The sequence below is a fragment of the Phytobacter sp. RSE-02 genome, assembly GCF_040578655.1.
GTDB classification, from domain to species: domain Bacteria; phylum Pseudomonadota; class Gammaproteobacteria; order Enterobacterales; family Enterobacteriaceae; genus Phytobacter; species Phytobacter diazotrophicus.
In genome coordinates, this window is sequence record NZ_JBEULY010000003.1 from 594,362 (window position 1) to 613,412 (window position 19,051).

A 19,051-nucleotide genomic window follows, 5' to 3' on the forward strand; every position below is an offset into this window, starting at 1 on the left:
ATGCGGCTCCTTACAGGGCAAATAAACGGGTGTTGGTGAAGGCACGCGTGTTTTCCGGGCGCGTCATCAAAGCCTCAATGGCGGCGTTTTCGTCTGCCTCCTGTCGCCAGGCCAGTTGTACCGGGCGCGGCGCATAATCTGCGGCGGGGTCCATCGGGTGTTGCAGCGCGGTGAGCACCACCAGCACATCCATTGGCGCAAACAGTTCAACGTAGCTGCCAGCCTTCGACGCACCGCTGTGGAAGGTAAAAGCGCCGTGCTCATCCACCGTGACTTTGCTAAAAAAGTTCACCACCATCAGCAGGTCTTCAAGGTTCAAATCCCATTTGCCCATCTCAACGAGCAGGTTGTCGGCGCCGTTGCGGAAAAAACCGTTACGCAAATCCTGATAACGCCCCTGACCATATTTCTCCTTCACTTCTGCCGCATTCAGCACGCCGCCAAACGGGTCATGCCAGCCGCAGGTATCCGCGATAATCCCCGCCAGCACACGCCCCATATCGGAGTAAAAACAGTGGCCTGCCGTCAGGCGCGCGGTGTGCTGGCCTTTTAAGGTATCGGGCAGGTTCAGACGTTCGCTCTTTTCATGCGGGTTAAGCATCATCAGGCTGACGTTTGCCCCACCTTCGGTGTCGGTCATGCGCAGGATCTGCCCGCGCTTGAGAATAAAGGAGAGACTGCCGCCGCCTGGCAGGGTCTCTTCACGCAGAACAGATGTTTCTTTATCTAATAAAGTCATTAAGTTAACTCCTTAATGCGTAGACGTTATCGGGCTGCGGGTCGGTCATTTCCGCCAGACGCGCTTCATTGAGCGGAATGTCATAAGTAATGCGCGCGCCGTAGGCATTGGGTTCGTGCGGGTCAATACGCACCTTGTCAAACACCAGCAGCCGGGTGCCGAGGTTAAAGCCCTCGGAGAGATCGTGGGTGACCATAAAAACCGTCATCCGGGTTTCGCCCCACAGTTGCAGCAACAGGGCGTGCATATCTTTGCGAATGCCGGGGTCGAGTGCGCCAAAGGGCTCATCAAGCAGCAACACGCGCGGTTGCATAATGAACGCCTGGGCAATAGCAAGGCGCTGTTGCATACCGCCGGAGAGCTGGGCCGGGTATTTATCCAGCGCCTGCCCAAGGCCCACTTTTTGCAGCATCCACACGGCACGCTCCCGCGCCTCACGTTTGCTGGCGCCAAACAGACGCCCGAGGAAGCGCGCATTCGGCAGCTCAAGGCCAATGGTGACGTTATCGAGCACGTTTAAATGGGGAAAAACGGAGTAACGCTGGAAGACCACGCCACGGCTGCGGTCCGGCTCAGCCTGCAACGGCTTGCCATCAAGCAAAATGGTGCCGCGACTCGGCGCTTCCTGGCCCAGCAACAGGCGCAGAAAAGTCGATTTCCCGCAGCCGGATGCTCCCACCATTGAGCAAAACTCCCCGGCGTTGACCCGCAGGTTGAGGCGTTCGAGCACCACATGGGCGCCATATTCCTGCCAGATATTGTTGATTTCGATAAAACTCATGCCTTCCCTCCTTCCGCCCAGGGAAAACAGGTTTTATGCAACTGGCGCAGGCCGAGGTCCATCAGCCATGCCAGCAACGTTATCCACACCACGTAGGGGATGATGACGTCCATCGCCATATAGCGGCGCACCAGAAAAATGCGATATCCCAGCCCTGCCGTTGAGGAGATGGCCTCTGCCGAGATAAGGAACAGCCAGGCCGATCCCAACAGCAGGCGCAACGAGGTCAACAGGCGGGAGAGAAGCTGCGGCAGTACCACCCGCAGCACCAGCGTCCAGCTTGATGCGCCCAGCGTTTGCGCCTTGATCAGGATTTCCGGCGGAATTTCGCAGGCGCGATGCTCAAGGTCGCGGGCGAGCATCGGGGTGATACCAATCACAATCAGCATCACTTTTGACAACTCATCCAGCCCGAAGACAATGAACAGCACCGGCAGGATCGCCAGAGGCGGGATCATCGACAGCACGGTCATCAGCGGCGAGAGCGAGGCGCGCCACATCGGAAAGACCCCGGCGGTAATGCCCAGGCACAGACCAATCAGCGAGGCTATCGCCAGCCCGGTCAACAGGCGCGCCAGGCTCACCAGCGTATCCATCCAGAAGAGGTAGTCGCCGCTGCGTTTATCCGGGGTGAATGCCATTCGCGACATTGCGTCCAGCATCTGCTGCATGCCGGGCAGCAGCTTATCCTGCGGGTTGGCCTCCAGCCGCACCGCAGAGCCCAGAAAGTACGCCGCCAGCAAAATGACGAAAGGCAGCAGAACAAGCGTCAGACGCATGCCCCGGGTCGGATGGCGGTTAATGTGTCGCATGGCGTGAGTTCCTGTCATTCGCTCAAAGCTTGCCGTCGGCGGCCATCTTCACGAAGCTGTCGTCAAAGCGCAGCTTCACGTTGGCAACATCCCCGGCTGAAACGTTGCCCGGAAAGGCCATGCCGATGAAATCCGCACTTTGCGCGCCGTCACCCAGCAACCCTTTTTCAAAGGAGAACGTCGCAACGCGCTGCATGGTTTTCGCCAGATCCGGGGAGCTGATAAACGCCAGATTATCGGCCGGGGTATAGAAGAGATGGGTGGTTTTAAGCTGCGCCTGATAGCCCGCCAGGTCGGTGCCGGACGCCGCCGCCATGGCGCTCAGCGCCTCTTTATTCTGCGCCTTCATCTGCGCCATCATTTCGTACCATGCGCCAGTCAGGGCTTTACCCAACGCCGGGTTATCTTTCAGGGTCTGGGTGTTGACCACCATCATGTCGATAAGCTCGCCGGGTACCTGCGAGGAGCTAAAGACTTCGGTGGTTTTCGGCGTGCCTTTGATAACCGACAGTTGCGGATTCCAGGCGACAGCCGCCTGCACTTTCGGGGTGGCGAAGGCAGAGACGATATCGGCATCGGAGGTGTTCACCACGGTGACATCTTTTTCTGCCAGTCCGGCTTTCTCCAGGCCGCGCACCAGCAGATAGTGGGAAACGGACAGTTCAGGCAGGTAGATCTGCTGGCCTTTCAGGTCCTTGAGGGTTTTGCCCTCGCCTTTCATCACTACTCCGTCGTTACCTTCGGAGTAGCTGCCGAGAATAAGCGCGGTGCTGTCCACGCCGCCCGCCGCCGGAATGGTCAGCGCATCCATGTTGGTCATGGTGCAGCCATCAAACTGGCCCGCGGTATACTGGTTAATAGATTCGATATAGTCGTTGAGCTGTACGATATTGATTTTAATACCGTATTTGTCCGCCCACTTATCAATGATTTTGCTGTTACTGATGGTGCCCCACGGCATCCAGCCTGCGTAGATGGTCCAGCAGACATTGAACTCTTTCTTCACGGCGGCAAAGGTTGGGAGAGTGGTCAGCATGACCAGCGACAGCACGAGAGAGCGGAGTAATGGAGATTTCTTCATTATTGACCTCTGATTGGTACAAAAAAAGGGGGCAGCGCGACACCCACTGGTGCTGCTGTCTCCCGGGTTTTTGTCCCGCCGTGTAACCTCTCAGAGGTCGCCAGCTCTTGGACCAGACATCCGCCTTAGCGAACCGGAACCCTAGCCAGCTATTTATCAAATTGTGTGTTGCACTGCGCTAGCGTTATTGCAAGCACTATGCCAGGTTGCGATTAATGACATTTCAGTAACTTAGCGATAACTCAGGGCAAACGTACCCATTTTGGTGAACCAGAATGAGGCAGCGCACCACGCTGGTGCTCAAGGGCCCTGTAGCCAGGTGATGCGCTGCTGATGTATTGTTTCTAAACGATTAATCTCGCAAAAGGCGATTCGCGTCATGCTGAAAATATTGGGTAAAACGTCTTCAATTAACGTGCGTAAAGTGTTGTGGACCTGCGAAGAAGCGGGGCTGGCGTATTCACAGGAAGACTATGGCAGCGGCTTTGCCTCGACGCAGACGGACGCCTTCCGGGCCATGAACCCAAATGCGATGGTACCGGTACTCCTTGATGATGACTTTATCCTGTGGGAATCCAACTCCATTTGCCGCTATCTGGCACGTAAAGCGGGCCGCGACGATCTGCTTCCTGGCGAACCGCGAGCTTGCGCGAATGTGGAGCACTGGATGGACTGGCAGGCCACCGACTTTAATAGCGCATGGCGCTACGTTTTCCCGGCACTGGTGCGTAAAAACCCTGACTACAACGATCAGAATGCGATTGCCGCCGGTATCAAGGAGTGGAATCACTGCGTCGGCATTCTCGACCAGCAGTTGCAACGCACGGGCGCCTGGACCGCCGGGGAGACGTTCACTCTTGCCGATATCGTGCTGGGATTGTCGGTGAACCGCTGGAAGATGACGCCCTTTGAACACCCGGATTTCCCGGCAGTGGAGGCATGGTTTGAACGCTTAAATCTGCGCCCTGCTTTCCTGCGCTATGGAAATAACGGTACCCCGTGATGCAACGCTTTCTATGTAGAGATATATAGAGAGTAGAGAAAATCCCCATGCGCATGAAATCCGGGATCTGCTCATGGGGGCATGCAAATGCATGATGCGTTACGCCGCCACTCTTTCACCCGGGCGTTCACACGGGCGCAGCGGCACAAATCATACACTGTCTGATTTTTATACTATGTTGACGGCCATCACAGCGCACATTTAGCCAAAATTTAGCGATAAATATGGCTGACACGGTATCATTAGCAAGCTATTATTTAGTTCGTAAATCATTATGTTTCTGCGTAATTCCGTGTTGTCTCTATGCCGTTCGTCCGAGCGGCTTTTTTTTGGTTTTTATATTTACACGCAAACACCGTAACCTTTTCGGTGTAAATTCAATCCGCAGAGATACCCTTTAGAGGTATTTTCCCCGGCCCGATTTCGTACCCCGAAATACCCCGTTAACGGTTTATGAAGAACCACGAAGTGCGTGTTATGTTAATGCCATACACCGTATTACAAGGGTCGCTATGAACACGTTTCCGCTGCCAGTCGCTATTCATAAGCACAATGCAGATTCCGCCGTACAGCTTCAGCATTATCTTGAGCAAAACCGACAAAATCCGGCGCTTATCCCCATTCTGAACATGGACTTAACCTTCATCAGCCCGCATGCGCGCTCAACCAACGATTTCGTTATCAGCAGGGTTGAGCATCTACACGACAATACATACGTGCTTTATTATCAAATTAACTATTTCATCTTTAATTTATGCCAGGACATGAATATTGAAGATGTTTATGAAACCAGTATCAGCTTCAATGTCGTTCAGGATTATTTAGCGTTTACCGTTATTCATGCTGACCGGGATACGGTTGATGAATTTTGATAGCGGTAATTTTCGTCGTATTAAATTATAACGAAGCCGTTGCCAGGCAGGCAGTCGTTTTTTCACCCTGCCCGGCCGAGAATCCTCTATAAATCTCCCGGCGTTATCTGTACAATCCCTGCCCTGAGCATCCCTTAACTGATTATTTTTTGAACTATGAGCAATGTGACCCTGCAGCCGAAAATCGGCTTTGTTTCTCTCGGTTGCCCGAAAAACCTCGTTGACTCCGAGCGCATCCTCACCGAACTGCGCACCGAAGGCTATGACGTGGTACCGAGCTACAACGACGCCGATATGGTTATCGTCAACACCTGCGGCTTTATCGACAGCGCGGTACAAGAGTCGCTGGAAGCCATTGGCGAAGCCCTTAATGAAAACGGCAAAGTGATTGTCACCGGCTGTCTGGGCGCCAAAGTCGATCAGATTCGTGAAGTCCATCCAAAAGTGCTGGAAATCACCGGTCCGCATAGCTACGAGCAGGTGCTTGAGCATGTGCACCACTATGTGCCGAAACCGAAGCACAACCCGTTCCTGAGCCTGGTGCCGGAACAGGGCGTCAAACTGACCCCTCGTCATTACGCGTATCTGAAAATTTCCGAAGGCTGTAACCATCGCTGCACCTTCTGCATCATTCCCTCGATGCGTGGCGATCTGGTAAGCCGTCCTATTGGCGACGTTTTAAGTGAAGCCAAACGTCTGGTGGATGCGGGTGTGAAAGAGCTCCTCGTTATCTCCCAGGACACCTCCGCCTATGGCGTGGACGTGAAGCACCGTATGGGCTTCCACAATGGCGAACCGGTCAAAACCAGCATGGTTGGTCTGTGCGAACAACTGGCAAAACTGGGTATCTGGACGCGTCTGCACTACGTCTACCCTTACCCGCACGTTGATGATGTCATTCCGCTGATGGCAGAGGGCAAAATCCTGCCGTATCTGGATATTCCGTTGCAGCACGCCAGCCCGCGTATCCTGAAACTGATGAAACGTCCTGGTTCCGTGGATCGTCAACTGGCGCGCATCAAGCAGTGGCGTGAAATCTGCCCGGAACTGACCCTGCGCTCGACCTTCATTGTCGGCTTCCCTGGCGAAACCGAAGAAGATTTCCAGATGCTGCTCGATTTCCTCAAAGAAGCGCGTCTGGATCGCGTTGGCTGCTTCAAATACAGCCCGGTAGACGGTGCGACCGCCAACGAACTGGCCGATCAGGTGCCGGAAGAGATCAAAGAAGAGCGCTGGAACCGCTTTATGCAGCTCCAGCAGCAGATCTCCGCAGAGCGTCTGCAGGAAAAAGTGGGCCGCGAAATTCTGGTCATTATCGATGAAGTCGATGAAGAAGGGGCAATCGGCCGCAGCATGGCGGATGCGCCGGAAATCGACGGCGCGGTCTATCTGAACGGGGAAACGAAAGTGAAACCGGGCGATATCATCCGCGTGAAAGTCGAAAACGCCGACGAGTACGATCTGTGGGGTAGCCGCGTCTAACCCTGTCGCCGCCTGTTTCCAGGCGGCGCCTTTCTCTCTTTATGCAGCGTCAACACGTTCAAAGCGTGTCGCAATCAGTACATAACTCACCACCGCCAGCACACCGTGCGCCGCCACAAACCACAACGCGTTATTAAACGAGCCGGTCACCGTCACCACATAACCGATCACCAGTGGTGTCACAATCCCGGCAATATTACCGATGCCGTTAAACACGCCGCCGCACAGGCCAATCATGGTTTTCGGCGCAACATCGGACAATACCGCCCAGCCCACTGCCGCGAAGCCTTTACCGAAGAACGCCATTGCCATCAGGAAAATTACCGCGCTGTTACTGTCGACGAAATTAGCGAATACCAGCATGGTGGACAGCCCCATCCCCAGCACAAACGGCGTTTTACGGGCACGGGAAGGATGCATGCCCCGGCTAATCAGAATGTCAGACAGATAGCCCCCCAGCAGACCGCCGGTAAAGCCACAGATGGCAGGCAGTGCGGCAACCCACCCCGCCTGCATGATGGTCATACCGCGCCCCTGAATCAGGTAGATGGGGAACCAGGTAATAAAAAAGTAGGTCAGCGCGGTAATACAATACTGCCCCAGGTAAATGGCCCACAGGTTGCGGTTGGTAAACAGACATTTGGCATCGCGCAGCGAGGTTTTCTTCGCCTTTGCCGCCCCTTCACTGTCCAGATCCACCAGCGCCCCGCCCTCGCGCATCAGGTTTTTCTCTTCTTCTGTCAGGCGCGGGTCTGTATGCGGCTCCTTATACCAGGCAAACCAGACGGTCGCCAGCACCAGCCCCACGCCCCCCATCCACAGGAACACATGTTCCCAACCCCATGCATGGGTCAGCCAGGCCATGATCGGCGTGAAGACCACTACCGCCATGTATTGCCCGGAGTTAAACAGCGCCGAGGCCACGCCACGCTCACGCGTCGGGAACCAACTGGAGACGATACGGGAGTTTGCCGGGAATGCGGGGGATTCCACCAGACCCAGCATAAAGCGCATCAGAAACAGGGTCATCGCCGCCAGACTACCGGTCATCCCGATCCAGCCCACGGTGCCCTGTAGCATGGTGAACACGGACCACAGCACCAGGCTCATGCCGTAGACTTTTTTGGCACCAAAGCGGTCCAGTAGCCAGCCGCCGGGGATCTGCCCCAGCGCGTAGGCCCAGGCGAAAGCGGAGAAGATCATCCCCAACATCATCGGGTCGAGGCCCAGCTCTTTCACCACCGAGGTGCCAGCAATCGACATGGTCGCGCGGTCGGCATAGTTGATAACGGTGATGATGAAAATCAACCCCAGCACCCAATAGCGGTGATGTCCGACCCGTTTGACCTGCTCCAGCGAGACATCCATTTGTTTGCTCATTGTTTTCTCACTTTTATTTGTAGGGTTCAGAAACGATGGCTATACCCGGTGTGGCGGCACGTTGCCGCTAAAACAGGCCGCCAGATTCGCCAGCACAATGTTGCCCATCTCCAGGCGAGTCTGAACGGTCGCGCTGGCGCGGTGCGGCTGCAGGGTGACATTATTGAGGGTGAAAAAGCCTTCCGGTACGTGCGGCTCATGGGCAAACACATCCAGCCCGGCTCCGGCAATACGCTTGTGGGTCAGGGCATCAAGCAGCGCCGCTTCATCCACCAGCTTGCCGCGCGCCACATTGATGAAATAGCCCTCTGGCCCCAGCGCCTCCAGCACCGACTCACTGATGATCACCTCGCCGCTATCGGCAGAGGCGGCAAGCACCAGAACATCCACTTCCTGCGCCAGCGCCTGAATATCAGCAATAAAGGTGTAATCAAGGGCGGCAATCGGCGCGAGGTCGGTATAGAGAATACGGGCGTCAAAGGCGGCGACCCGTCTGGCAATGGCCTGGCCAACACGCCCCATGCCGATAATCCCCACCGTCGTGCCAGTGACTTTGCGCGCCAGCGGCAGGTTGGTTTGCGGCCAGCGCCCCGCACGGACGACCTGCTCACCTTCGCTCATTTGTCGCAGGGTGGAAATCAACAGGCCCAGCGCCATATCCGCCACGTCATCGGTCAGCACGCCGGGTGTGGTGGTGACATAGATACCGTGCTTTGCGGCATACGCCAGGTCGACGGCATCTGTGCCGATACCGCTGATGGCGACAATTTTAAGCGCCGGCAGAGATTCCATTATCTCCCGGGAAAGCCCTTTCGCGCCGCCGGTCACCACACCTTCAATCCGTGGGCCAATTTCCGCCAGCATTTTTTGCGGTTCGCTCGCCTGGTAAAGACGATGCACTTCGTAATCACGCCGTAATATTTCATCAATTGGTGCTGGCACCGCCTGGGTTAATAAAATGTGTGTTTTTTGTTGAGCAATATTATTCGTCATATCTATCATCCGTCGCGTAGTTAATAACCAGATGATGGACAGGGCAATAATTCATGTCTAATATAAATCCGGTATTCATTAATATAAGAATTGAATTATGGATTTACATCAGTTGCGTTGTTTCATCGCCGTTGCTGAAGAGTTGAACTTCGGACGCGCCGCAGCCCGCCTGCATATGACCCAGCCGCCGCTCAGCCGCCAGATACAGCTTCTGGAGAAGAGTCTGGGCGGAGCGTTGTTTGAAAGGAATAACCGTCACGTGCAGCTTACCCATATGGGTCAACATTTGCTGACGGAGTCACGATTAATACTGAAATTAGCAGACCGACTTGAATCCTCCGTTCAGCAATGTGCATCCGGCGAAATCGGCACGTTATCTATGGGATTTACGGCGGTATTTGCCTGGAGCTTTATTCCGCAGTTGCTTAAAGCGCTGTCGGTGAAATTACCGGGGGTGGATTTCCGTCTATTTGAGCAGGTCTCGCACAAACAAATTAGCTCTGTCGAAAATAACAGTATTGACGTTGGTTTTGTGCGCCATGTCCCACCCAACCCGCTGCTGGCGTATCAGCCTCTGCAGGGGGAGACGTTTGTCGCCGCCTTTCACTGCGATCACCCGCTGGCACGCAAGCGAAAAATTCCCCTCAGCGCCTTTAACAATGAGCCCTTTTTTCTCTACAGCCCGGATGAAGCGCGCCACTTTTACGACCGCATTACCGACCTGTTCGTCTTTAACGACATCACGCCGGATTTTAAATATCAGTTGGCCCAGACCCACACGATCCTCGGAATGGTGAATGCCGGGCTTGGATGCGCCATCGTGCCTGCATCATCGCGCGCGCTGGGCATGGCCAATGTCACCTTTATGAACATCGAAGGGGTCAATATTCAGGCACACAACTTCCTGGTGTACTCAAAGGCCAATCCAAACCCGGTGCTTCCCGCGTTTCTCAAGGCCCTGAGTGAGGTATTAATTACCCTTTGATTTTGGGATCCAGCGCGTCCCGGAGCCCGTCGCCCAGCAGGTTAAACGCGAGCACGGTCAGGAAAATCGCCAGGGAGGGGAACAGCGCCACATGGGGAGCAATCACCATATCCGCGCGCGCTTCATTGAGCATGGCGCCCCACTCCGGTGTGGGCGGTTGCGCCCCCAGGCCAAGGAAGGAGAGGCTCGCCGCCGAAATGATCGACGTGCCGATACGCATCGTGAAATAGACGACGATCGACGACACCGTACCCGGCAGAATATGGCTAAACAGAATGGTCATATCGCTTGCGCCAATACTGCGCGCCGACTCAACAAAGGTCTGGTGTTTAAGGACCAGAGTATTGCCGCGCACCAGCCGGGCGAAAGCCGGAACAGAGAAAACCGCCACGGCAATGATGACATTCGCCATACCGCTGCCCATCACCGCCACCACGGCAATCGCCAGCAAAATACCGGGAAAAGCGAACAGCACATCGCAAATGCGCATGATGATGCGATCCCACCAGCCTTCGTAATACCCGGCCAGCAAGCCCAGCACGGTACCAATCAGCGCGCCAATCAGTACCGCCAGCACCCCGGCTGCGAGCGAAATTCGCGCCCCCAACAGCACGCGGCTAAAAATATCGCGGCCCAGGGAATCCACGCCAAACCAGTGCAATGGCGATGGTCCGTCATTAAGGCGGTCGTAATCGAAATAGTTTTCGGCATCGAAGGGGGCAATCCAGGGGGCGACGATAGCCAACAAAATCAGAATCACCACAAACAACCCGGCGGTCATCGCCAGGGGCTGACGACGAAAACGCCGCCAGAACTCATGCCACGGGGTACGCACCTGGTCCGGTTTCAGCCCAGGCATGGCGTTTAAAATCGCCGCTCGACGCCAGTTTAACAATCGCATCCTTACTTGTACCTGATAGCGGGGTTAATGGCGGCGTACAGCACATCCACCACTAAATTGATAAGAATAAACTCCAGCGAGAAGAGCAGAACTTCCGCCTGGATAACCGGGTAATCGCGCATATCAACGGAGTCCACCAGCAGACGCCCGAGGCCGGGCCAGTTGAACACTTTTTCGACGACAATCGAGCCGCCAAGCAAAAAGCCGAACTGTAGCCCCATCATGGTGATCACCGGGATCAGCGCATTGCGCAGGCCATGCTTGAGTATGACCCATTTTTCGCTGAGCCCTTTGGCGCGCGCGGTACGCATGTAGTCTTCATTGAGCACATCGACAAAGGACGCGCGAGTAAAGCGCGCCATTACCGCGGCCACGGCGGCCCCCAGCGTTATCGACGGCAAAATATAGTGCCGCCAGCTATCGGCCCCGACCGTCGGCAACCAGCCCAACTCCACGGAGAAGACCTGCATCAGCAGCATGCCCAGCGCAAAAGCCGGAAAGGAGATCCCGGTCACCGCCAGCGCCATGCCGAGCCTGTCCGGCCAGCGGTTGCGCCATACCGCGGCGGCAATCCCCGCCACCAGGCCAAACAGCATCGCCCAGGTCATACTGGCGATGGTCAACCAGAACGTCGGGAAAAAGCGGCTGGCGATCTCTTCCACTACCGGACGGCGGGAAGCCATCGAGATACCGAAATCACCCTGTAGCACATTAACAATGTAGTGCCCGAACTGGATATAGAGCGGCCTGTCGAGACCTAACTGCTGGCGTACCAGTCCAATCACCTGCTCATCGGCCTCCGGCCCGGCGATCAACCGTGCCGGGTCGCCCGGTAAGAGGTGAACAAATAAAAACACCAGCACCGCCACGATCAGTAGCGTCGGGATAAGACCCAGAAGGCGTTTCAAAACATAATTCAGCATCGTCTCTTCCGTCACTCCCCTCTCGCGAAGAGAGGGGACATGCGCTCTTATTTCAGGTCGGCCTCGTCAAAGCTAAAGCCGGTGTCCGGCATGATGTAGAACCCTGTCAGGTTCTTGTTGTGAGCGGAAACCAGCTTCTCCACCACCAGCGGCACCCAGGGGGACTCTTTCCAGATGATATCCTGCGCATCCTTGTAGAGCCTGGTTTTTTCCTCATTATTGGTGGTTTTCAGCGCGTCGGCCAGGTCTTTATCCACCTGCGGGTTGCTGTAGAACGCCGTGTTGAAGAGGGTTGGCGGCCAGTTCTGCGAGGCGAACAGCGGCGACAACGCCCAGTCGGCTTCCCCGGTCGACGCCGACCAGCCCGTGTAGAACATCCTCACGCCGCTCTCTTTCTGCCCTTTCGCTTCCACTTCCGCCGCACGCTGTCCGGCATCCATCGCCGTCACCTGCGCTTTGATACCCACCTGCGCCAGTTGCTGCTGGGTAAACTGCAGCACTTTTTGCGCGGTACTGTGGTTATGCGATGACCACAGCGTGGTGCTGAACCCGTTTGGATAGCCAGCCTCTTTCAACAGTTCGCGGGCTTTTGCCGGATCGTAAGGCCACGGCTGATAGGTTTGCGCATTCGCCAGTGACGGTGGAACAATGCCGGTTGCCGGTGTTGCATACCCGGCAAACGCCACTTTCACCAGCGCCTGACGGTTAATGGCGTAGTTGATGGCTTCACGTACTTTCGGGTTGTCGAACGGCTTTTGCGTTACGTTCATGCTGATGTAGCGCTGCATGATCGAGGGGCTGGCCACCAGCTCCAGTTTGCTGTTTTTCTGCAGCACCGCCGCCTGCTCATAGGGAATCGGGAAAGCGAACTGCGCTTCGCCCGTCTGCAACATCGCCGCTCGGGTATTATTGTCGACCACCGGACGCCAGGTGATGGTGTCCAGTTTCGGCAGCCCTTTTTGCCAGTATCCGGCGAATTTCTTCACCTTCACAAAGTCGGTCTGGTTCCAGGTGTCCAGTTCATAAGGACCTGTCCCCACCGGGTGAAAACCAATGTCCTTACCGTATTTTTCCAGCGCGGCAGGCGAGATCATCGCCGTCGCCGGGTGGGCCAGGATATTGATAAAGGCCGAGAACGGCTGTTTCAGGGTGATTTTGACCGTTGTCGCATCCACCGCATCGGTTTTGGCGATGTTTTTATAGAGGTTGTAGCGCTTGAGCGCATTTTCCGGATTACTCGCGCGATCGAGGTTCGCCTTCACCGCCTGGGCGTTAAAGTCGGTTCCATCCTGGAATTTCACCCCCTGACGCAGCTTGATGGTGTACACCAGCCCGTCATCCGACACCGTATAGCTTTCGGCGAGCACATTATGCAGCTTCATGTCTTTATCAAGGCCAAACAGCCCCTGATAGAATGACTTAGCGACGGCCTGCGACAATGTATCATTGGCATTGTAGGGGTCGAGAGTGGTGAAATTTGACGCCACTGCGACCACAACATCTTTGGCAGCCAGTGCTGGCGCGGCGCTCAGCGCGATGGCAACTGCGAACGCAATCTGCCATTTACGTGGTAAAGGTTGTGTCATGTTGTTCTCCTGAGTGTCCCTGCCTGTTTCTGTCAAAAACGTGATTGTGTGCTGCCCGGTGTCGAACGGGCGACGAAATGACCCGGGCCGATGTTATGTAACTGCACACGCTGTACCGTCTCGCCGCGTTTATGGATGTTGCTGGGGATTTCATCCGACAACAACACCCGTTGCGCCCTCGGGTGAGACGGGTCGGCCACCGGAACGGCGGCCATAAGTTTACGGGTGTAAGGGTGCTGCGGGTTCTCAAACACGGCGCGACGTGGGCCAATTTCCACAATCTGACCGAGATACATCACCGCCACACGGTGGCTGATTCGCTCCACAACCGCCATGTCATGAGAGATAAACAGAAACGCAATCCCCATCTCCCGTTGTAAATCGAGTAATAAATTAATGATTTGCGCACGGATCGAGACATCCAGTGCCGAAACCGATTCGTCTGCCACCACCACGCGCGGGTTTAAGGCCAGCGCTCTGGCAATACAGATACGCTGGCGCTGACCGCCGGAAAACTCATGGGGATAACGCCACGCATGTTCCGGTTTCAGCCCGACACGTTCCAGTAACCACAGCACGCGCCGCTGGGCATCTTCTTCATTCATTACGCCATGCACCCGCAGCGGCTCCATGATGGAATAGCCCACGGTCTGCCGGGGGTCGAGGGAGGCGTAGGGATCCTGAAAAATAAACTGAATGTCCCGACGCAGTGGCTGCAACTTACTGTCGGGAAGCGTATCGATACGCTCGCCTTTAAAGGTAATCACCCCGCTCTGGCTTTCCACCAGCCGCAGCAGCGCCCGCCCGGTAGTCGACTTGCCGCAGCCGGACTCCCCCACCAGCGATAACGTTTCGCCGGGCCACAGGTCGAAGCTCACCCCTTCCACCGCATGCACTTCTCGGGTGACGCGATTTAACACCCCGCTGCGCAGCGGGAAGCGCGCCACCAGGTCGCGAACCTGCAGAATCGGCTCGCCCGCCACCACGGTGTCCTGCTCGGTTTCCGGCTCCTGATTTTCAGGATGTTGTAACGAAACCAGCGGAAAACGACGCGGCAGATCGCTGCCGTTCATCGCGCCAAGGCGCGGCACCGCCGCCAGCAATGCTTTCGTGTAAATATGCTGCGGTGCGCTAAAAATCTGTTCTACGGTGCCCGTTTCCACCGCTTCGCCCTGATACATAACCAGCACGCGGTCGGCAATATCCGCCACAACACCCATATCGTGGGTTATAAAAATCACCCCCATCGCCATCTCTTTTTGCAGCACGGCGATAAGTTGCAGAATCTGCGCCTGGATAGTGACATCCAGCGCCGTGGTCGGCTCATCGGCAATCAGCACCGCCGGACGGCAGGAGAGCGCCATCGCAATCATCACCCGCTGGCGCATACCGCCGGAAAGCTGATGCGGATAACGAGACAAAATGGCCTGTGATTCAGGGATGCGCACCAGGTCCAGCATTCGCCGGGCTTCCGCTATCGCCTCTTCTTTGCCCAGCCCCTGATGCAGACGGATGGATTCGGCAATTTGCTCACCCACCGGAAAGACCGGATTCAGTGAGGTCATAGGCTCCTGAAAAATCATGGCAATGTCGGCCCCACGCACGCCGCGCAGGCGAGAGGCGTTGAGCGTCGCCAGATCGACACGCTCCCGGTTACGGCGCAACAGCCGCATATGATCGCAACTCACCTCGCCGCCGGATTGTTCCAGCAGGCGCAGTAGCGACATGGCGGTGACCGACTTACCGGACCCCGATTCCCCGACAATCGCCAGCGTTTCACCGCGTTTGAGGGTAAACGACAGGTTACGCACCGCCTGGGTGAGCTGTTTGTCATGGCGAAACGCGACATTCAGATTGCTGACATCCAGCACCACATCGGCGTCTGTTTCATACCCGTGCGACACCCTACTCTCCTTATTCACGATAAATCCCTACACTTGGCGCATCTCCGGCATAGCCCCAGGCGCGATACATCCCTTCACTGTTAAAAGGCAGTGCAATGTTACCTTCACGATCGACGGCAATCAGGCCGCCGCTACCGCCCAGCGCAGGCAGTTTTTCCATTACCACCGCCTCACAGGCTTCGTGCAGGCTTAAACCGCCGTAATCCATTAACGCGGCGATATCATAGGCAGCCAGCGCGCGGATAAATACTTCCCCGGTTCCGGTGCAGGAGACCGCCACGCTGGCGTTGTTGGCATAACATCCCGCGCCGGGCAGCGGACTGTCCCCTACCCGACCCGGTAATTTATTGGTCATTCCGCCTGTCGAAGTCGCCGCCGCCAGGTTTCCCTGCTTATCCAGCGCCACCGCACCGACGGTGCCCATTTTTTTCGTTTCATCCAGCGGCGCACCGCTATGATCCAGCACGGTCTGCCCCTCGGCACGGGCGGCAAGAAGCTGCTCGTAACGCTCCGGCGTCGAGAAAAGCTCGGGAGACACCGGCTCCATCCCTTCGGCAAAGGCGAAGTTCTCCGCCCCTTCCCCCACCAGCAACACATGGGGGCTGCGCTCCATCACCAGACGCGCCGCCAGCACCGGGTTACGTAAGCGGCTTACACCGGCGACGGCCCCCGCGCGCAGCGAATACCCGTCCATCACGCAGGCATCCAGCTCATGGGTTTCATCGCGGGTAAAAACAGAACCAATGCCCGCGTTAAACAGCGGACACTCTTCGAGTAAGCGCACGGCCTCGGTCACCACGTCCAGCGCGCTTTCACCAGCATTGAGCATCTTCTGGCCGGTTTCGACAATGGCCGATAGTGCGGCAATGTACTGCCGTTCTTTTTCCGGGCTCAGTTGCGCGCGGGAGATGGCCCCTGCGCCACCGTGAATTGCAATTACCGCTTTGGTCATTTTTTTATCGCCCGGTCAGGATAGCTTGCTGCTTTTTCTATAAATATCATTATCGTCGTCACAGCTTCATACAATTTTTGAATATAGAAAGTCGATCCTGCGATGTAAAGCAGGCATCTCACTATGGCACTTGAGGAGTATATGCAGCCAGGCCTCATTTTCTGCCATAATGGCCCCTTTCACGCGTGGTGCTGGAGTAAATTATGGAATATACCGCAGGCTTGATCCCGCTGGATTCAGCCCTGGCGCAAATGCTGTCCCGCGTTTCGCCACTCACCGAGAGCGAAACCCTACCGTTGCTGAGCTGCTTTGGTCGCGTTGTGGCGCAGGATGTGATTTCACCGCTGAATGTGCCGGGCTTTGACAATGCCGCCATGGACGGTTATGCCGTACGCCTTGCCGATATCGAAAAAGGTGAACCGCTGCCGGTTGCCGGAAAAGCGTTCGCCGGACAGCCCTTTCACGGCGAGTGGCCTACAGGCACCTGCGTGCGCATCATGACCGGTGCCCCTGTCCCGGCTGGCTGCGAAGCCGTAGTGATGCAAGAAGAGACTGAGCAAACCGACGCGGGCGTGCGCTTTACCGGTAAGGTTAAAGCCGGGCAAAACATCCGCCTGTTGGGTGAAGATATTCGCGCGGGCGCCGCCGTGTTCAGCGCCGGGAAGAAACTGACCGCCGCCGAACTCCCGGTGCTCGCCTCGCTGGGCATTGCCGAAGTGCCAGTCGTCCGTAAAATCCGCGTGGCGCTCTTTTCCACCGGCGATGAGCTGCAACTGCCTGGTCAGCCGCTGGCGGACGGACAAATCTACGATACCAATCGCCTGACGGTTCACCTGATGCTGGAACAACTGGGCTGTGAGGTCATCAACCTTGGTATCGTGCGTGACGATCCGGCCACACTGCGCGAAACTTTTATCACGGCAGACCAGCAGGCCGATGTGGTGATCAGCTCCGGCGGCGTGTCGGTGGGGGAAGCGGATTACACCAAAACTATCCTGGATGAGCTGGGTGAAATCACCTTCTGGAAGCTTGCTATCAAACCTGGCAAACCGTTCGCCTTCGGCCATCTCAAGAATAGTTGGTTCTGTGGCTTACCCGGTAACCCGGTCTCTGCCGCGCTGACCTTCTACCAGTTAGTACTGCCGCTGCTGGCGAAGCTGAGCGGTAATACTGCCAGCCCACTGCCGCTACGCCTGCGCGCCCGCGCGGCAACCCGCCTTAAGAAAACACCGGGTCGCCTTGATTTCCAGCGCGGCATCCTCAGCCGTGATAGCGACGGAGAGCTGATTGTCAGCACCACCGGCCCGCAAGGTTCACATATTTTCAGCTCCTTTAGTCAGGGCAACTGCTTTGTGGTGCTGGAGCGTGAGCGCGGTCATGTGGAAGCCGGTGAATGGGTCGAGGTTGAAACCTTTAACCATCTCTTCGGAGGCTAAGATGGCAGACGAGTTGAGCGATGAGGAGATGCTGCGCTATAACCGGCAGATTATTCTGCGCGGCTTCGATTTTGATGGCCAGGAGCGGTTAAAAGCATCACGCGTGCTGGTGGTGGGATTAGGCGGTCTTGGCTGCGCAGCCGCACAATATCTGGCTGCGGCGGGGGTTGGTCAGATGACGCTGCTGGATTTCGATACCGTGGCGCTCTCCAATCTCCAGCGCCAGACGTTGCACAGCGACGCGACAATTGGCGAGCCAAAGGTGGAATCCGCCAAAGCTGCCCTGGCGCGAATAAATCCGCATGTTCAGCTCGACACCCTTAACGCCCTGCTGGATGAAAGCGCCCTGTCGGCGCAGATTGCCGCCCACGATCTGGTGCTGGATTGCACCGATAATGTCGCCATTCGCAATCAGCTCAACGCCGGGTGTTTTGCGCAGAGTATTCCGCTGGTCTCCGGTGCCGCCATTCGTATGGAGGGGCAAATCAGCGTCTTTACCTGGCGGGACGGCGAGCCCTGCTACCGCTGTCTGAGCCGTCTGTTTGGTGAAAACGCGCTGACCTGTGTCGAAGCAGGCGTGATGGCGCCGCTGGTGGGGGTGATGGGTTCATTACAGGCGCTGGAAGCGATTAAAGTGCTGACGCACTTTGGCGTGCCCGCCGCCGGAAAAATCGTAATGTATGACGCGATGACCTGCCAGTTTCGGGAAATGAAGTTGATGCGCAACCCCCAGTGTGAGGTCTGCGGAGGTAAACAGCAAAAGGCAACGTAAGTTGCCTTTTTAGTGTTTGCTCTCTCTCCCGTGGGAGAGGGCCGGGGTGAGGGCATCAGACCGCACAGGGTAAATTGCCCGGTAGATGCTGTGAACGTCTTCAACCTTGTTAGCCACGACTGACTCGTTTTCCCGCATGACAACCATAGCGACATCTTTGACCCCCTGGCGCAGAGCATGCAGCGAGGGGGAGTGAGTCCCCGCTGAAATCGGTGAGAGGAAGACCCGATGATAAGGTCAGGCCGCCAGGGATGGCGGACTGAGGTTTGTCGAGACAGGCCGTCGAGTCAAACCGACAGCAGGCAGCGGGGCGGGAGGCGAACGCAGTGCGAAGCACCGATTTCTTTGCGGGGTTGCGGGGATTGTAAAGGGGAACGCGGTGTTCCCCTTTACCCGTTCACGTATTCGGGAGATTCCATTTCGCCATGAACATAAAGGGAACGGAACCC

The 19,051-nt window shown here is 56.4% G+C and carries 17 protein-coding genes and 1 riboswitch; of the genes, 6 read left to right on the forward strand and 11 right to left on the reverse strand.

The genetic code is table 11. The features are described from left to right. Nucleotides 1-10 precede the first annotated feature (10 nt). From ABU190_RS09800 to ABU190_RS09815, 4 genes are read right to left on the reverse strand one after another with little or no spacing between them, the layout of a single operon-like run. Nucleotides 11-739, reverse strand: a complete 729-nt coding sequence (locus ABU190_RS09800; RefSeq protein ID WP_354691169.1) for an urea amidolyase associated protein UAAP1 — start codon at nucleotides 737-739, stop codon at nucleotides 11-13. A 4-nt stretch (nucleotides 740-743) separates the two neighbouring features. Beyond that, nucleotides 744-1,520, reverse strand: a complete 777-nt coding sequence (locus tag ABU190_RS09805) for an ABC transporter ATP-binding protein (RefSeq protein WP_039077165.1) — start codon at nucleotides 1,518-1,520, stop codon at nucleotides 744-746. After that, nucleotides 1,517-2,332, reverse strand: coding sequence for an ABC transporter permease subunit (locus tag ABU190_RS09810; protein WP_039077166.1), 816 nt, complete (start codon nucleotides 2,330-2,332; stop codon nucleotides 1,517-1,519). Before ABU190_RS09810 ends, ABU190_RS09805 begins: the two co-directional genes overlap by 4 nt. 22 nt (nucleotides 2,333-2,354) lie before the next feature. Then, the gene (locus ABU190_RS09815) at nucleotides 2,355-3,413 is read right to left on the reverse strand and encodes a putative urea ABC transporter substrate-binding protein (protein ID WP_354691170.1); all 1,059 of its coding nucleotides are present in this window, start codon (nucleotides 3,411-3,413) and stop codon (nucleotides 2,355-2,357) included. Nucleotides 3,414-3,470: 57 nt separating this feature from the next. Next, nucleotides 3,471-3,569: riboswitch (guanidine-I (ykkC/yxkD leader) on the reverse strand. Between the two features lie 223 nt (nucleotides 3,570-3,792). Between ABU190_RS09815 and ABU190_RS09820 the strand changes: the two genes are divergently transcribed. The 3 genes from ABU190_RS09820 (at nucleotide 3,793) to rimO (ending at nucleotide 6,770) form a co-directional block, all read left to right on the forward strand. Next, the gene (locus tag ABU190_RS09820; protein ID WP_354691171.1) at nucleotides 3,793-4,416 is read left to right on the forward strand and encodes a glutathione S-transferase; all 624 of its coding nucleotides are present in this window, start codon (nucleotides 3,793-3,795) and stop codon (nucleotides 4,414-4,416) included. Between the two features lie 512 nt (nucleotides 4,417-4,928). Beyond that, nucleotides 4,929-5,288, forward strand: coding sequence for a hypothetical protein (locus ABU190_RS09825; RefSeq protein ID WP_071196050.1), 360 nt, complete (start codon nucleotides 4,929-4,931; stop codon nucleotides 5,286-5,288). Nucleotides 5,289-5,444: 156 nt separating this feature from the next. Beyond that, a complete protein-coding gene (gene rimO, locus ABU190_RS09830; RefSeq protein ID WP_039077169.1) occupies nucleotides 5,445-6,770 on the forward strand; it encodes a 30S ribosomal protein S12 methylthiotransferase RimO in 1,326 nt (441 codons plus the stop codon). 39 nt (nucleotides 6,771-6,809) lie between these two features. Here the strand turns inward: rimO and ABU190_RS09835 are convergent, their stop codons facing one another. Both ABU190_RS09835 and ABU190_RS09840 read right to left on the reverse strand, forming a co-directional pair. Next, entirely contained in the window at nucleotides 6,810-8,150 is a 1,341-nt protein-coding gene (locus tag ABU190_RS09835) for an MFS transporter (RefSeq protein WP_354691172.1), read from the reverse strand. Between the two features lie 39 nt (nucleotides 8,151-8,189). Beyond that, the gene (locus ABU190_RS09840; protein ID WP_354691173.1) at nucleotides 8,190-9,143 is read right to left on the reverse strand and encodes a 2-hydroxyacid dehydrogenase; all 954 of its coding nucleotides are present in this window, start codon (nucleotides 9,141-9,143) and stop codon (nucleotides 8,190-8,192) included. 97 nt (nucleotides 9,144-9,240) lie between these two features. Here ABU190_RS09840 and ABU190_RS09845 point away from each other — a divergent pair, with 97 nt between their 5' ends. Further along, nucleotides 9,241-10,128, forward strand: coding sequence for a LysR family transcriptional regulator (locus ABU190_RS09845; protein WP_039077172.1), 888 nt, complete (start codon nucleotides 9,241-9,243; stop codon nucleotides 10,126-10,128). On the opposite strand, the gene gsiD is transcribed toward ABU190_RS09845, so the two are convergent. From gsiD to iaaA, 5 genes are read right to left on the reverse strand one after another with little or no spacing between them, the layout of a single operon-like run. Continuing rightward, on the reverse strand, nucleotides 10,118-11,029 hold the full coding sequence (gsiD, locus tag ABU190_RS09850) for a glutathione ABC transporter permease GsiD (RefSeq protein ID WP_354691174.1): 912 nt from the start codon (nucleotides 11,027-11,029) through the stop codon (nucleotides 10,118-10,120). The two genes, ABU190_RS09845 and gsiD, sit on opposite strands and share 11 nt — an antisense overlap. Before the next feature lie 2 nt (nucleotides 11,030-11,031). Then, nucleotides 11,032-11,952, reverse strand: coding sequence for a glutathione ABC transporter permease GsiC (gene gsiC, locus ABU190_RS09855; RefSeq protein WP_039077174.1), 921 nt, complete (start codon nucleotides 11,950-11,952; stop codon nucleotides 11,032-11,034). A gap of 47 nt (nucleotides 11,953-11,999) precedes the next feature. After that, the gene (gsiB, locus tag ABU190_RS09860; RefSeq protein WP_039077175.1) at nucleotides 12,000-13,538 is read right to left on the reverse strand and encodes a glutathione ABC transporter substrate-binding protein GsiB; all 1,539 of its coding nucleotides are present in this window, start codon (nucleotides 13,536-13,538) and stop codon (nucleotides 12,000-12,002) included. A 32-nt stretch (nucleotides 13,539-13,570) separates the two neighbouring features. Beyond that, a complete protein-coding gene (gene gsiA, locus ABU190_RS09865; protein ID WP_354691175.1) occupies nucleotides 13,571-15,442 on the reverse strand; it encodes a glutathione ABC transporter ATP-binding protein GsiA in 1,872 nt (623 codons plus the stop codon). A 10-nt stretch (nucleotides 15,443-15,452) separates the two neighbouring features. Next, nucleotides 15,453-16,394: a beta-aspartyl-peptidase gene (iaaA, locus tag ABU190_RS09870; RefSeq protein ID WP_354691176.1), complete on the reverse strand. Its 942-nt coding sequence runs from the start codon at nucleotides 16,392-16,394 to the stop codon at nucleotides 15,453-15,455. 203 nt (nucleotides 16,395-16,597) lie between these two features. Between iaaA and moeA the strand changes: the two genes are divergently transcribed. Both moeA and moeB read left to right on the forward strand, forming a co-directional pair. Beyond that, nucleotides 16,598-17,830: a molybdopterin molybdotransferase MoeA gene (moeA, locus tag ABU190_RS09875; RefSeq protein ID WP_110295672.1), complete on the forward strand. Its 1,233-nt coding sequence runs from the start codon at nucleotides 16,598-16,600 to the stop codon at nucleotides 17,828-17,830. Between the two features lies 1 nt (nucleotide 17,831). Further along, entirely contained in the window at nucleotides 17,832-18,602 is a 771-nt protein-coding gene (gene moeB / locus ABU190_RS09880; RefSeq protein WP_354691177.1) for a molybdopterin-synthase adenylyltransferase MoeB, read from the forward strand. The last annotated feature ends 449 nt before the right edge of the window (nucleotides 18,603-19,051 follow it).

Bases quoted from the DNA above. Each gene is read 5' to 3' on its own strand.
- moeA (WP_110295672.1), top strand. From the start codon at position 16,598: ATGGAATATACCGCAGGCTTGATCCCGCTGGATTCAGCCCTGGCGCAA.
- ABU190_RS09845 (WP_039077172.1), top strand. From the start codon at position 9,241: ATGGATTTACATCAGTTGCGTTGTTTCATCGCCGTTGCTGAAGAGTTG.
- ABU190_RS09805 (WP_039077165.1), bottom strand. From the start codon at position 1,520: ATGAGTTTTATCGAAATCAACAATATCTGGCAGGAATATGGCGCCCAT.
- ABU190_RS09820 (WP_354691171.1), top strand. From the start codon at position 3,793: ATGCTGAAAATATTGGGTAAAACGTCTTCAATTAACGTGCGTAAAGTG.
- gsiD (WP_354691174.1), bottom strand. From the start codon at position 11,029: ATGCGATTGTTAAACTGGCGTCGAGCGGCGATTTTAAACGCCATGCCT.
- iaaA (WP_354691176.1), bottom strand. From the start codon at position 16,394: ATGACCAAAGCGGTAATTGCAATTCACGGTGGCGCAGGGGCCATCTCC.
- ABU190_RS09800 (WP_354691169.1), bottom strand. From the start codon at position 739: ATGACTTTATTAGATAAAGAAACATCTGTTCTGCGTGAAGAGACCCTG.
- ABU190_RS09815 (WP_354691170.1), bottom strand. From the start codon at position 3,413: ATGAAGAAATCTCCATTACTCCGCTCTCTCGTGCTGTCGCTGGTCATG.
- rimO (WP_039077169.1), top strand. From the start codon at position 5,445: ATGAGCAATGTGACCCTGCAGCCGAAAATCGGCTTTGTTTCTCTCGGT.
- moeB (WP_354691177.1), top strand. From the start codon at position 17,832: ATGGCAGACGAGTTGAGCGATGAGGAGATGCTGCGCTATAACCGGCAG.
- ABU190_RS09810 (WP_039077166.1), bottom strand. From the start codon at position 2,332: ATGCGACACATTAACCGCCATCCGACCCGGGGCATGCGTCTGACGCTT.
- ABU190_RS09825 (WP_071196050.1), top strand. From the start codon at position 4,929: ATGAACACGTTTCCGCTGCCAGTCGCTATTCATAAGCACAATGCAGAT.
- gsiB (WP_039077175.1), bottom strand. From the start codon at position 13,538: ATGACACAACCTTTACCACGTAAATGGCAGATTGCGTTCGCAGTTGCC.
- ABU190_RS09835 (WP_354691172.1), bottom strand. From the start codon at position 8,150: ATGAGCAAACAAATGGATGTCTCGCTGGAGCAGGTCAAACGGGTCGGA.
- gsiC (WP_039077174.1), bottom strand. From the start codon at position 11,952: ATGCTGAATTATGTTTTGAAACGCCTTCTGGGTCTTATCCCGACGCTA.
- ABU190_RS09840 (WP_354691173.1), bottom strand. From the start codon at position 9,143: ATGACGAATAATATTGCTCAACAAAAAACACACATTTTATTAACCCAG.